The organism is Segatella copri (genome assembly GCF_015074785.1).
GTDB lineage: Bacteria > Bacteroidota > Bacteroidia > Bacteroidales > Bacteroidaceae > Prevotella.
Map to the genome: position 1 here is coordinate 1,142,119 of NZ_CP042464.1, position 13,170 is coordinate 1,155,288.

General features: G+C 44.7%; 17 protein-coding genes and 2 pseudogenes. 14 read left to right on the forward strand and 5 right to left on the reverse strand.

What is annotated here, in order from left to right:
• The first annotated feature begins 27 nt into the window (after window positions 1-27).
• A complete protein-coding gene (gene mnmE, locus FO447_RS05050; RefSeq protein ID WP_200757980.1) occupies window positions 28-1,461 on the forward strand; it encodes a tRNA uridine-5-carboxymethylaminomethyl(34) synthesis GTPase MnmE in 1,434 nt (477 codons plus the stop codon).
• Window positions 1,462-1,495: 34 nt separating this feature from the next.
• Here mnmE and FO447_RS05055 read toward each other — a convergent pair whose 3' ends face one another.
• Window positions 1,496-1,636, reverse strand: a complete 141-nt coding sequence (locus FO447_RS05055; RefSeq protein WP_006846565.1) for an N-acetylmuramoyl-L-alanine amidase — start codon at window positions 1,634-1,636, stop codon at window positions 1,496-1,498.
• A gap of 1,123 nt (window positions 1,637-2,759) precedes the next feature.
• Here FO447_RS05055 and FO447_RS05060 point away from each other — a divergent pair.
• Both FO447_RS05060 and FO447_RS05065 read left to right on the forward strand, forming a co-directional pair.
• Window positions 2,760-3,434: an HU family DNA-binding protein gene (locus tag FO447_RS05060; protein WP_118415284.1), complete on the forward strand. Its 675-nt coding sequence runs from the start codon at window positions 2,760-2,762 to the stop codon at window positions 3,432-3,434.
• A gap of 98 nt (window positions 3,435-3,532) precedes the next feature.
• Entirely contained in the window at window positions 3,533-3,628 is a 96-nt protein-coding gene (locus FO447_RS05065) for a smalltalk protein (RefSeq protein ID WP_153072405.1), read from the forward strand.
• A gap of 182 nt (window positions 3,629-3,810) precedes the next feature.
• Here FO447_RS05065 and FO447_RS05070 read toward each other — a convergent pair whose 3' ends face one another.
• Entirely contained in the window at window positions 3,811-4,878 is a 1,068-nt protein-coding gene (locus tag FO447_RS05070; RefSeq protein ID WP_118066357.1) for a Fic family protein, read from the reverse strand.
• Window positions 4,879-5,246: 368 nt separating this feature from the next.
• Here FO447_RS05070 and FO447_RS05075 point away from each other — a divergent pair, with 368 nt between their 5' ends.
• From FO447_RS05075 to FO447_RS05105, 8 genes are all read left to right on the forward strand, one after another.
• Window positions 5,247-6,047 carry a YqiA/YcfP family alpha/beta fold hydrolase gene (locus FO447_RS05075; RefSeq protein ID WP_118066355.1) on the forward strand — a complete coding sequence of 267 codons (801 nt, stop codon included), beginning with the start codon at window positions 5,247-5,249 and terminating at the stop codon, window positions 6,045-6,047.
• Window positions 6,048-6,049: 2 nt separating this feature from the next.
• The gene (gene trxA, locus FO447_RS05080; protein ID WP_022121765.1) at window positions 6,050-6,349 is read left to right on the forward strand and encodes a thioredoxin; all 300 of its coding nucleotides are present in this window, start codon (window positions 6,050-6,052) and stop codon (window positions 6,347-6,349) included.
• Between the two features lie 67 nt (window positions 6,350-6,416).
• Entirely contained in the window at window positions 6,417-6,980 is a 564-nt protein-coding gene (locus FO447_RS05085) for a flavin reductase family protein (RefSeq protein WP_118141474.1), read from the forward strand.
• Window positions 6,981-7,008: 28 nt separating this feature from the next.
• Window positions 7,009-7,398: a winged helix DNA-binding domain-containing protein gene (locus tag FO447_RS16195; RefSeq protein ID WP_262893229.1), complete on the forward strand. Its 390-nt coding sequence runs from the start codon at window positions 7,009-7,011 to the stop codon at window positions 7,396-7,398.
• Window positions 7,386-8,048, forward strand: a complete 663-nt coding sequence (locus FO447_RS05090) for a winged helix DNA-binding domain-containing protein (RefSeq protein ID WP_262893230.1) — start codon at window positions 7,386-7,388, stop codon at window positions 8,046-8,048. Before FO447_RS16195 ends, FO447_RS05090 begins: the two co-directional genes overlap by 13 nt.
• Window positions 8,049-8,282 (forward strand): hypothetical protein, encoded by a 234-nt coding sequence (locus FO447_RS05095; protein WP_118190606.1) that lies wholly within the window; start codon window positions 8,049-8,051, stop codon window positions 8,280-8,282.
• 12 nt (window positions 8,283-8,294) lie between these two features.
• A complete protein-coding gene (locus tag FO447_RS05100; RefSeq protein ID WP_200757982.1) occupies window positions 8,295-8,963 on the forward strand; it encodes an AlkZ-related protein in 669 nt (222 codons plus the stop codon).
• A 2-nt stretch (window positions 8,964-8,965) separates the two neighbouring features.
• Window positions 8,966-9,481 carry a pyridoxamine 5'-phosphate oxidase family protein gene (locus FO447_RS05105; protein WP_200757984.1) on the forward strand — a complete coding sequence of 172 codons (516 nt, stop codon included), beginning with the start codon at window positions 8,966-8,968 and terminating at the stop codon, window positions 9,479-9,481.
• A 21-nt stretch (window positions 9,482-9,502) separates the two neighbouring features.
• On the opposite strand, the gene FO447_RS16260 is transcribed toward FO447_RS05105, so the two are convergent.
• A complete protein-coding gene (locus FO447_RS16260) occupies window positions 9,503-9,673 on the reverse strand; it encodes a hypothetical protein (RefSeq protein WP_181975336.1) in 171 nt (56 codons plus the stop codon).
• Between FO447_RS16260 and FO447_RS16265 the strand changes: the two genes are divergently transcribed.
• The gene (locus FO447_RS16265; protein ID WP_367397167.1) at window positions 9,639-9,782 is read left to right on the forward strand and encodes a hypothetical protein; all 144 of its coding nucleotides are present in this window, start codon (window positions 9,639-9,641) and stop codon (window positions 9,780-9,782) included. The two genes, FO447_RS16260 and FO447_RS16265, sit on opposite strands and share 35 nt — an antisense overlap.
• Before the next feature lie 650 nt (window positions 9,783-10,432).
• A complete protein-coding gene (locus FO447_RS15950; protein ID WP_118415275.1) occupies window positions 10,433-11,191 on the forward strand; it encodes a LuxR C-terminal-related transcriptional regulator in 759 nt (252 codons plus the stop codon).
• 8 nt (window positions 11,192-11,199) lie between these two features.
• On the opposite strand, the gene FO447_RS05125 is transcribed toward FO447_RS15950, so the two are convergent.
• Entirely contained in the window at window positions 11,200-11,943 is a 744-nt protein-coding gene (locus FO447_RS05125) for a DUF1349 domain-containing protein (RefSeq protein WP_118141488.1), read from the reverse strand.
• Window positions 11,944-12,176: 233 nt separating this feature from the next.
• A pseudogene (locus FO447_RS15955) lies at window positions 12,177-12,527 on the reverse strand (RhuM family protein); the annotation flags it as partial.
• 432 nt (window positions 12,528-12,959) lie between these two features.
• Between FO447_RS15955 and FO447_RS05135 the strand changes: the two are divergent.
• Window positions 12,960-13,118, forward strand: a pseudogene (locus FO447_RS05135) (thioredoxin family protein); the annotation flags it as partial.
• Window positions 13,119-13,170: the final 52 nt, after the last annotated feature.

Consider the following 13,170-nt stretch of genomic DNA (forward strand, 5'->3'; position numbering starts at 1 on the left):
CAAAAGCTTTAAAATACGAATCAATAAATGAAGAATCAAGAAGAATGTATCTGCGCCCTGGCAACCCCAGCCGGCGGTGCTATCGGAATCATCCGACTCAGTGGCTCCGACGCCATTACCCTCACCGACAAAATCTTCCAGTCTGCCAACGGCAAATCCCTGGAAGAAGCCAAGCCCTACACCCTGCATTATGGCGAAATCAAGGATAAGGATGGCAACACCATTGATGATGTACTGGTGAGCGTGTTCCGTGCACCCCACAGTTATACAGGCGAGAACTCCACCGAGATTTCCTGTCATGGCAGCCGATACATTCTTCAGCAGGTTCTCCATCGCTTTACGGAGGTAGGATGTCGCCAGGCAGAACCGGGCGAATACACCCGTCGTGCCTATCTCAACGGCAAGATGGACCTCTCCCAGGCAGAAGCCGTAGCTGATCTCATCGCCTCTACCAACAAGGCAACCCACAAGATGGCGCTCAGCCAACTGAAGGGTCATTTCAGCAACGAACTCTCCCTCCTTCGCGAAAAATTATTAAAGATGACTTCGCTCCTGGAGTTGGAGCTCGACTTCAGCGACCACGAAGAACTGGAGTTTGCCGACCGCAGCGAACTCCAGGCACTAGCCGAAGAAATCAATCACAAGATTACCACCCTCGCCCACTCCTTCGAAACCGGCAATGCCCTAAAGCAGGGAGTAGCCGTAGCCATCGTAGGCAAGACGAATGTGGGCAAGAGCACCCTGCTCAACCGTCTGCTCCACGAGGAGAAGGCAATCGTGAGCGACATTCACGGAACCACCCGAGATGTAATCGAAGACACCACCCTCATCGACGGAATCACCTTCCGCTTTATTGACACAGCCGGAATCCGCAAGACGGATGATATAGTAGAAAACATCGGAATAGAGCGCACCTTCCAGAAGATGGAAGAGGCGAAGATAGTAATCTGGCTATTGGATGAGCAGCCGTCAGCCTCAGAAATCGAGGAGATGAAGCAGAAGAACCAGGGCAAGAAGCTGCTGGTAGTATTTAATAAGATGGATAAACTTGAGAATGACAAACTTGCGTTCGATAAATTCACCCATTCCTGTGGCTCAGATTCCAGCGAATCAGAAGCCAGCGAAGGAGATTCCAGCGAACCAGAAGCCCCACTCTTCATCAGTGCCCGCACAGGCGAGAACGTTTCATCCCTGGAGCAGGCATTAGTAAAAACCGCTGATATTCCTGAGATTACCGAGAACGACGTCATCATAACGAGTGCCCGCCACTACGAGGCCCTTCTCCGTGCCCACAATTCCCTCTCCCGAGTATTGGAGTCGATGGAAATGGACATGAGCGGCGACATCATCGCCGAAGACCTGAAAATGGTATTGGAAGAATTGGGCGAAATCACTGGCGGACAGATCAGTAGCCAGGAAACGCTAAATAATATCTTCAAGCACTTTTGCATCGGAAAATAAGTATAAATAGGGAACGCAGCGCGTTCCCTATCTGTTAGCCCCACTCCTTCTTCACATCAAAGCAGGGACAAGCCTTGTTGGCAAACTCATTATGACCATGAATCGTAGCTAATGGATATTCCTCCTTCAGCTGCTCAATGAGGGCATGAATTAAAGTGCAAAATCGGCTATTCATGGGCTAAAAAAGGGTTTATGTAATCAGGAAACTCTAATTTTCTGTTTTTCATCGCTGAAAACAGGTATTGGAAGAATGCATAAAAAACGAATGCTATGATTTAAAAAGTAAATATATATTCCATTCATAACCCAACATACAGACTTTACTTCACACACGAAATATACATACTAAATAGCTATATAGCAATAGATTACCCATTTCCATCTCAGCATTGTTGTTATGTAGTTTCTAGCTTTCCGGACTATTACTACGTCAATAATTTGTTAATTGCTAGCAAAGATAATAAAAAGTTGGCAAACCCAAGAATTTTATCACGTTATTTAACGGAAAAATGCAAAATATGGGGGTTAGGAAGATGTTTTACCCCCTCTTCTAAGGGTAAAAAATGCCCCTCCTCGGACATTAAATTCGCCTCTAACATGACGTATTTTTGACAAATGCAACATAAAACAAGGATAAAAATATAGAATCGAACAACATATCAGCTAACTAAAGTGACTTAATATGTAGATAATTATTATACACAAAATATTAGAGTATGAATATAATGAAATACGCATAACACACTAATAACCAATACATTCAGACATACACCCAACCTATATCAGGTAAAACTCACAAGTTCATCTAGCGTGTCATTAAGGGTCAAGGTCATTAAGGGTCATTTTCATTTTCGGGGGAGAAAACTCCCCTATAGTATATATAAATAAATATTTATATATACTATAGCTCAAAATGACACTTTCATTTTTCTAAATGACCCTTAATGACACTGACCCTTAATGACACGCTTGTTTTTCATCCTTACTTTCCCATTGCTGATTGTTTCTGCAATAAAGTTCAGACAGAAAATCAATAGAACTTATTGTATTACAGCTACTTATAACTTTTCTCGCATAGAAAGTCAGGGTGAAAGCTTGCATTCTGCCCGAAAATGTTGTATCTTTGCACCGGCAATCGAAAGAACAGCCTTTTGTGCCTTGCTCGGGTCTTCTCTTAAGACCAACACGGGTCTTAAATGATGGCAGGCGCCGGTCATCAATGAAGACCCCGAAAACGGCAGGAACGGGGCATTCTGGGGAGTTGCAAAACAATGGACTCTAAACATACTACAACGACTATGATTAATTACAGCATCGTAATGCGTAGCGTGAACGCAAATCTTCTGGAAATCAACCAGGCTAAGTCACGCATCAACCAGGCAAAGAAGGAGGGTACTACCCCTGACCCAAAGGACCTGGAACTCGTGAAGACTGAGAAGCAGAATGCTTTCGCCATCTCACAGTACACTGACATCATGACCATCGAGAAGTTTGCCAAGCACATCACCTCTCATGGTAGTGTTTATTCGAGAGCCGACATCAGCGCCATCCTCTACATCGCCGTAGACTGCATGCGTGAGATGTTGCTCGATGGCAAGAAGATCCGTCTGGGTGACCTCGGTGATTTCTCTCTCCTTCTCACCTCGAAGGGTGCCGAGGATGCCGACAAGTTCACCTCGCAGAACATCACCGGTGTGAAGGTTCAGTGGGAACCTGGTCAGGAGTTCAAGAACCTTCGCGATGACGCCGAGTTCAACCTCGTAGCCAGTCGCAGTGCTCAGGCAGCCGTTATCAAGGCTATTAAGGAGGGTAAGACCAACGTTGACCTCAACGCGCCAACTACTCCGGATAATACGTCAGGCGGTTCTACCCCAGGCGGTTCAAACACCGGTCAGACGGGCAGCGATGGCCAAGGCTCCGAATCAACCGGCAGCACTACCGGCAAGGACGATACTGGCGACGGCCTTGAATAGCCCAAGGATAGACTAGCTAGGGTGCTAGCCCCTAGCCCAGCCTATCCGCCCACAAAAAAAGTCAACATTCAACACTCAACATTCAACATTCAAAAAAAATGAAAGCGAACACTTGGAAAACAATTCTTCAGATAGCCATCAGCATACTGACCGCTATCGCTACTACGCTCGGAGTAACGAGCTGCATGGGATAAAGAACATGGAGTCCACCTTTTATAATAAGCAGACTCATCCATAAAAATGAAAATCGACCGCTCACCTCAGAGATATTCCCCGAGGAGAGCGGTCTTTTTCGTTTCTGCCGAGAATTGTATCACCAGCTTCTTCATAACCATTTACACCAACAGCTAAAACTTCCTTATAAGACTCTGCATAGTTAAGTATGGCAGATGTTTACAACTATCCATTTACCACTTTTTCTACCTCCTTCACGTTTCAAGATTCCCTTGGCTTGAAGAGCAGCAATATCTCTTTCAATAGTACGTGTCGTAACAGTTTTCTTTCCCGACATTCTCTGCGCCAATTCCGGAATCGTTATTGCCGGATGACATTTAACAACAGAAATGATATTCTGCTGACGTTCAGAAAGTTCAATCAGTTTTTCTTTCCCGACATTTTTAAAGTTTTTCCCGACATTTATCACGACATCATCATCCATAGATCTTTCATACTGTTCTATCTCAGCCTTAAGATTTTTGATATGTTCTTGAAGCATGAAAGACTGGAATGGTAACATCGACTCTTCTTCTCGAGATGCATTAAGAGCTTCAATATAAGCTGCCTTATCATCAGTCATTACCTTTGTCGGAACAAGATTAAATTCAAACTGAAGGTGGTTCATGATGAGACGCGACATTCTGCCATTTCCATCCACCCAAGGATGGATACTGACAAGGATGTTATGAGCATCGAAGCTCAACAAATATGCATCCATTTCACTCGGGTTTTCAAGAAGCAATTCACGCCTGCGGTTTATCTCATTGCAGAAATCAGCCAACCTTGCAGGAACCTTCAGAAAGTTCATATAGGAACGTCCACCAGCTCCCGCTGTGACACCTAATAGACGGAGGTCACCTTTAGAAGAATCGAATTCCCCCTGAAGCGTGCTATAAACGCTGCCGGTATTCTTCATCACCAATGCAGACAATTGCTTAAGCATTTCTACAGAAAAAGGTTTGTGCTCCTTAGCCCATCGAATAGATTGCTCATAGGCATGCTTCAAATCAAGATTCATCAACTGCTCTACCAAGGGTTTACCTTTAGCAGAAATACCTTCATCAAAGAGCAATTGATTCTCTATTTCCGTCACAGTAGAACCTTCTATGGCAGTAGAGTGTGTAATGATGGAATACAGATAGAACTTATCGTAATCTATCTGCTGCGAAATACCAAGACTTCTATATTTGTCTAGTACAGCCTGTAATTCTAACACATACTTTTCCATTTTGCAACTTCTATTTTTTAAGGCACAAAGATAGGTAAAATATGTTAGAAACACGAATGATTATGAAGAAAAATGCAAATTACTCTACATTTTACTAAGATTATATCTACCATACCTTACACCTTTTTGCTTTAAGAGGTCATGAAGTGTCGAATTCATTATCGGTCATTAAGGATTTCAGATTATCAAAATATCCCTCTATCTTATAAAATAAGGTTAAATCAAGTTCGCCCTGCAAACAAAATCCATCCATATAATCACTTTTCTGAATATTTTTTGTATTTTTGCAGATATATTGCGCTGATATGGGAGTAGAGCATGGCTTATCCTCCTAGATTACAGGCGCATCATTATCAAATGATTAGAGCATGAAGAAGATATTATTCCTACACGGATTCTTCGCCACGGGCAGCTGTCCGATGGCGAGAGCCTTGAAAGAGGCGTTTGAGGGGACGGCGGTGGTGCTGACTCCCGACCTCCCTTTGCACCCCAAGGAGGCACTGAAGGAGATTCGCTCCATCATCGACCGGGAACAGCCCGACTTGCTTCTGGGCAACAGCTGCGGCTCTTTCCTCGCCCAGATGCTGGCTCCGGTGGTGGGCATTCCTGCCCTGCTCGGCAATCCGTATTTCATGATGACGGAGTTTCTGAAGGAGCGAATCGGCGAGCATGAATACAAGGCACCGAGAAGGGATGGAAATCAGCGGCTGGTGATTGACGAGGCGCTGATTGAGGAGTTTGCGGAACTGGAAGCCGTGCAGTTTGACCATTGCAACCCCTATTATAAGGATCGTGTGTGGGGACTTTTTGGTGAACAGGACACCCTGGCTCACTTCTCCCCTCTCTTCCTGCAGCATTACAATCAAGCCTTCCATTTCCCTGGCGGTCATACGCCTACTGAGCAGGAGGTGAAGACCTGGTACGCTCCCCTTGCCCAGAAAATGCTGATGGAGTTTTCTGCAAAGGAAGAAAGATATTTCCAGCACTTTAAGGGTGGCAAATACAGGTTCATCCATTCTGCCTTCGACTCCGAGACTCAGGAGCGCATGGTGGTTTATCAGGCTCGCTATGGAGACCAAGCCTATTGGGTAAGACCGGAAGATATGTTCTTCGGGAAAGTAACAAGGGACGGCAGAACTTTCAATCGTTTCACGGAAATAGATAAATAATTATGGAGACATTTAATAATGTAATAAACAGTGGCCAGCTTGTTCTGGTCGATTTCTTTGCCACCTGGTGCCAACCTTGCAAGGCGATGCACCCCATTCTGGAGCAGGTAAAGAGTGTATTGGGCGACCGCATCCGAATCATCAAGGTGGATGTAGATAAGTACGGCGTAACAGCAAGCCAATACCGCATTCAATCCGTGCCTACGCTGATGCTTTTCCGAAACGGAGAAGTATTGTGGCGCACAAGCGGTGTGGTAGATAAAGCCGAACTGCTGGCTACGCTTGATCCATTCTTGATATAAAAGATGAAAAGAATAATCTTATGCGCATAATAGGAAACTTATAATAACAATATAAAGTACGAAGTATATGAAAAGTTTTGCACCAAAGCCGTGGTTTGCACCACAGCCTGTGCTGATTATCGGCACATATAATAAGGATGGAGTTGCCAACGCAATGAACGCTGCCTGGGCAGGACAGTGGGACATGAAGGAGATTATGATCTCGATGGGAAACCACGTCACCACAGACAACCTGAAGCTTGGCGGCGAGTTTACCGTTGCCTTCGCTACCAAGAAAACCATGGTGGCTTCTGATTTCGTGGGCATTGTTTCTGCCAAGAACGACCCGAAGAAGATGGAAAAGACGGGATGGAACATCGAGAAGGCGACTATGGTCAACGCTCCTGTGTTCACCGATTTCCCAATGACCCTGGAGTGCCGCATCAAGGAGAAGTACGACGAAAGCGAAACCGGTTATTATCTCGTTGCCGAAATCGTCAATATTCTTGTAGATGAGAAATATCTGGCTGAAGACGGATATCCAGACATGGAGAAGATGGAGCTGATTGTCTTCGACCCTATTCATCATAGCTATATCCAGCTGGGCGAGAAAGTCGGAAACGCTTTCTCCGACGGCAAGGCTTTGAAATAATCAACGTAATTTTAACGACTCAGAAACAATGAATCCAATAGCAATACGCCTGCTTTCGCAGCAGCTCATCTGCCCTCAATTTGATACTCCCCAAAAGGTGGTGTCTCATTTTGGAGCCATGCAAGCCCAGGATTACCGAATGGTAAGATGGGCTGTGACGATGCGTACTCGCAAACCTTCTTCCTTCGCATTCAAGAATGCATACGATGAGGGTGAGATAGTCCGTCTTCACCTGCTGCGTGGCACTTGGCAACTGGTTTCAAATGAAGACTATTGGTGGATGCTGGACCTGATTTCACCTAAGGCAACTTCTGTTGTAAAAGGATGGATGAAGAGCAATAAAATCAGCATCGATGATTCTGAGCTCAATCTGATTCACGAGATATTTGTTCAAAAACCGATGAGATGCAGTCTGTAACAAGCAAAGACCTGAACGAGGCTTTGCTCGAAAAGGGCATCATCATGGACAGTCATCGCCTATCCTACCACATTCGCTTTAACGAATTGAACGGTACTTTTTGCAGCGGCAGTCTTCTTCCAACAAAGGCAACATACAGTCTCACGGAGAAGAAGATTCCCCGAACTGCCAGGCTGGAACGTGATGAAATGCTGATGCTTCTGGCAAGAAAATATTTTCAGAGCCATTCGCCAGCCACATTCGAAGATTATGTCTGGTGGTCAGGACTGAGCACTTCTGATTGCCAACGAGGCATTGAGTTGCTTGGTTCAGAACTGAGGATTGAAAAATGGAAAGACTATCGGTTCTATCTGCATGAATCATGTCGAACACGTGGATTCAGAAGTGGAAAGACTCATCTGATTGCTCCCTTTGATGAATATCTGATTGGTTATAAAAGCCGGGAATTAGTAATCCATCCACATCAAATGCCGTCTGCATACACTAATAATGGCATTTTCTTTCCTGTTATCGCCCATGATGGCAGAATTTGCGGCAACTGGAATCCTTGGGAGAAAAATCTCAACATCAGTTACTTTGATTCGACAGAAAAAGATTTGTCATTTGAGAAGCAATGGAAAATATTTAATGGAACGATAAAGAAGAAATAAATGACTATTGATACAACAAACCTCTGCTCGCATCTTCAAAAAAAGTTGTTTGAACCTGAGGGCGTATATTATCCTATCTGGCAAGCCATGCAGAACGATAAGGAGTTGACTGCCGCGGTTCGTTCACGACAGCTTCATATTTATCGTAATGGTAAAAAGATTCTCATTCTCGCTGGCAAGGCTCAGCCGAAGATTATCAGAGAGGATAAACTGAATGAATTGATAAAAATATAAAGAACGAAGCTTATGAACTTTCCAGAAATATATTCAGCAACAGGCATAATGGAGCTGATTCAGAAAATCGGCTTTCTCCCTCTTCTTGATAGCGGCATTGAAGGATTCTCTGCCGAAGATATCGTGGCAGAAGACTGCGGTTACGTAAGACTTCCTGAAGGCGGTTGGGACTGGCCGCTATGGAAATGGAAGGGCGAGATTGTGCAGGAAATGCCGTGTATGTACGGAAAGTTCTTTAACAAGAAAGCAGGATTCATCAGCCAGGAATGGTGGCCGGACTTCTGCAACTACAGAAGAAGCAAATACCCCCATCCGGATGAAGAATCGATAGAAGGAGCCATTCTCTGCACGCTTCAATCTACTGGCAGTCTCATCACGAGAGAACTTCGGGCAGCCTGCGGTTTCACGGGCAAGGGAATGAGAAGCAAGTTTGACGGTTATCTCACCCGACTGGAAATGGCGACTTACATCGTGACCGAGGATTTCATCTACCCTCGTGACAAGCACAATCACGAATATGGCTGGGGATGGTCGCTACTCAATACTCCCGAAGATCTCTATGGCAAAGAGGCTTGCCAATGCAACCGAACTCCAGAAGAGTCTCAACAGAAGATTTTCGAGCATCTGAAAGAAATCCTGCCTGATGCTTCGGATAAACAGATTATTAAATTAATTGGATAAAAATGAGAAAAGAATCAAGAGCAATGGATAGTGAGTGGGCTTTGGAAGTAATGCACAAGGCTCCGTATATAACGGTCAGTTTTATTGACGAAGAAGGCAAGCCTTATGGTTTACCCCTGTCACTCGCATCAGATGATGATGTGAACTGGTATTTTCATGGTGCCTTGGAAGGCAAGAAGTTGGAGGCAATCAAAGCTCATCCAGAGGTTTGCCTTTCAGCCGTAACCCGTTGTGCGCCTACAGTTGGTCCGAAGGACGGCAGTTTCACCCTGCAATTCAAATCAGCCATTGCATTCGGCAAGGCAGAAATCGTGACCGAGGATGCAGAGAAGATTCATGGTCTCCGACTAATCAGTGAACGTTTCCTTCCTCAATACATGGATGCTTTCGACGAGAGCATCGCCCGTTCCCTTTCACGCACGGCTGTAGTTCGCATCACACTTACTGAGTCACCAACCGGCAAGCGCAAGCAGTATGATAAGGAGGGCGTGGAAATGAAATATGGCAGAATGGAATAAACGAACTTTAAAACATATTGATTATGAAGAAGATAAAGTTAAGCAATGGCGTGGAAATGCCACAACTGGGTTATGGTGTTTATCAGGTGGAACCTGATCCAACCCTACCCTCACCCAGATAGGCGAGAAATACGGCAAGACTGCTGCACAGGTAGCCTTGCACTGGCTGTTGCAGAGCGATGTAATCATCATCCCGAAGACTGTTCATAAGGAACGAATGCAGGAGAATCTGAACATTTGCATAAAAGTCATTAGAATGGAGAATTATGGAAGAAAAATTATCGACTATATATTTAGTTAGCGGTCAAACAGCTCTGCAGTATCTTATGAACGTGAGCAAAAAATACAGGCAAATAGCGACCGAAGCGATATTCGAGTGTTTGAGACTGGGATATCCCCTCAACGACATGGAAATATCAGGCAAAGCTCGCGAGCTGCTGAGGAAGAGGAATGTAATAGGTTGAGAACTTTGACAAGGCTCCAACATCAAAGTCGGCAAATCCAGACTTGATTATTCAATGCATCGAGGAAAAGAAAAGGCACAACTCAGTCGGAGTCAAGATTGTGCAATACCACAAAAGCCCATTGCTGATAGAAACCCACGATAGGGCTACGGAAGCAATGGCTAAGACAAGGAAGGAGTTTCATCAGAAAAACAAATAAATGTTTAGGGGCGTTTTCCGGTCATTAAGGTCACGGTCATTAAGGTCATTAAGGATTTCTGTTTTCAAAATATCCCCAGGCACTCAAGACATCCCTCAGCATCCCTCTATCTTATAAAATAAGGTTAAATCAAGTTCGCCCTGCAAACAAAATTAATCCATATAATCAGTTTTTCTGAATATTTTTTGTATTTTTGCAGATATATTGCGCCAATATGGGGATTGAGCATGGCTTATCCTCCTGGATTATAGGCGCACAAGCATCTAATGAATAGCGCATGAAGAAAAAATGGACAAGAATTTCGAACCAATAGAGCAACTGTATCTCTCGCAGGCGTTTGATACGGAAAGCGATGAAGAACAGATGCTTACAGAATGTAAGATGATAGCCCGGACATACGCCCTGGCAGAGAATGCAGTGGTCTCGATGGGAGACAACCGCAGAAACTGCAGTTACTGCTACTTCGGCGGAGTGGCCGACGTGCTGGGCATTTCGCCGGAGGAACGGGTCAGCCAGCTGCCTTCGCTTTACGAGAATTTCATCTTCGACCGTTGCCATCCCGATGATCTCAGCAGGCGCCATGCAGAAGAGATTGCCTTCCTTCGCTACATCGCCGGCAACTCTACCCCCCAGCACTATCGTGATTATGTGCTCTGCAACTACCTGCGGGTAAAAGATGCCTGCGGAGAATACCGCTGGGTGAAGCATCGAATGATTCCGCTTGCCACCGATAAGAACGGTTGCCTGCTGCTCTGCGCCTGCATCTATACGCTGGCAACTGATGAGGACAGGAAAGCAAAATTCGCCAATACCCGAACCGGAGAGGTGCGGATATTGACGCATAAGGATTACGAAAATATACTTTCTAAACGGGAGATGGAAGTGCTCCGTCTTATCGACCAGGGACTGCTGTCGAAAGAGATTTCAGACAATCTCTGCATCAGCATCAACACCGTGAACCGCCATCGCCAGAACATTCTCCAGAAACTGAAGGTAGATCGTGCCATCGAAGCATGCAAACTGGCACATGTGATGGGATTACTCTGACTCGGTTTCTACTCTCCCATTCGGAAGTCACCCACCGTCTCGGTTGATAGGCGCAACTCTGAGAATTCACTCACACATACTCCTTTTTGAGGAGCCTGAGAACTGATGCCCACCTTCAGGTTCTTGGGATAGTTGTTGCGGTAAAGGCGAACCATCTGCCATTCCTTGCCATCCAACGAATAATAGGAAGCGATGGTTCTTGTGTCAGAACTTATCTTATAATAGATAAAATTCTGATTCACAACCTCATGGTTGTTATCATCGCTCGTCCCCACGGTGCGCACGGTCACCACACGGTGCTTGCCTCGTTCATCCTGTTCGAAGCAGAATTTCTGATAGAGTGTGTCGTTGGCCATCACAACAAGATCTGCTGCATTATAGAGTCCATCAGGAGTAAAGCCCGGCTTCATTTTGGCAGAGAATGTAAAGGGCTTGGTGTTGTCAACCTCCGTAAAAAGCACCTTTGCCGTATTGGCGGTCAGCTTTGCATCGTTGGGGTCGATGAACAAATCGGTTTTCTCAGGAGCAACGAAAGTGATGACACCAGCCTTCTCGCTCACCTGCTTGTCGGCTTCATTAAGCATCTTGGTGAAGTGAATACCGCCAAGCGTGAGGTCACAATTCTGAAAACTCATGACAGGTGTCTGAACAGAATCAGCTGAAGAACTGTCTGCTTTCTCCTGCTTTGAAGAGTTGCTGCACGATGCTAGCACGCATAAGGCAGCCATTGGTAAAAATGATTTAAATGTCATATTATTTATTGTTTTAATTCGCGCTGCAAAGGTACGTATTATCTGCAGTTCTGACAATAGTCATTTATAACCAATTGAAGATGACGCACGGCTGTAGAACTCTTTTGGAGAATGTGCGTATTTTTTATTGTCCACATACTTGCATTGAGCCTCCTGCGCCATTTTCGCAGCCTCTTGCTCCAACTGCTTCCAATATGTCCGGTCTTTATGCTGATAGATTTCTTCATAAAGTGGAATCGTAAGACATTGGATTCCAGCGAGTTCTGCACAAGTTCTGCTGTAGATACGGATTGAGAAAAATAGGCTCTTGCCTGCTTCACTAACAGCTTCCTTGAATCAGCATTCTCAGAAATGATCATACAAGCCATACGTGATAGATGGAAAGCTTCGACCTTACGAAACGATTCACTACCCAGCTTAACCATTTCAACCACGTGGTTGAAATGGTCATCTATATCCATACCTTTTTCACTGGCAACCTTGATTGCTTTGTCTATTACATTCTGGAATTTCCAATATCCCGAATAGCCCATCGCATTACAAAGATCACGTGAGCTCCAATATTCTTTCCCGTTATCATCCATTTTCCGAATTTCTTAGAATGTCGGACGCATGTCAGGCACATTATTCTCATCCATATCTTTTCCGTTTCTTTTGTATTGACGTTCAACAATATTGAATAGCAAAAATACAAAAAAAGATGAAATCGCCACTAATCATTTATAAGAAGTATGATTTTTAATGTTATTTACGCAAAAAGAAAGAAACATGTCAGAATATATTAATTTTAGCACTTATCAAGACAATGCAATAATCCAGCGTCCCTTACGTTATTACAGAAGAAGAGGACAACCGCATCCGCAACCGAAGGGAGACCTTCATTAGGGAAACAGGCACCGAGAAAACGGTACTCATCACGATGATCACCTCCAATGGACTTGCGCCGGGCGGCTATTCTGATGACATCCAATGCCAGCTGACGATGGCAGATTTATTCAGATAATAGACAAATAATTATGGAGACATTCAATAATGTAATAAACAGTGGCCAGCTTGTTCTGGTCGATTTCTTTGCTACCTGGTGCCAACCTTGCAAGGCGATGCACCCCATTCTGGAGCAGGTGAAGAGTGTGTTGGGCGACCGCATCCGAATCATCAAGGTGGATGTGGACAAGAACAGAATAAAGGAGTAAAATAGGAAAATGAGCATAAATACATTACATATTC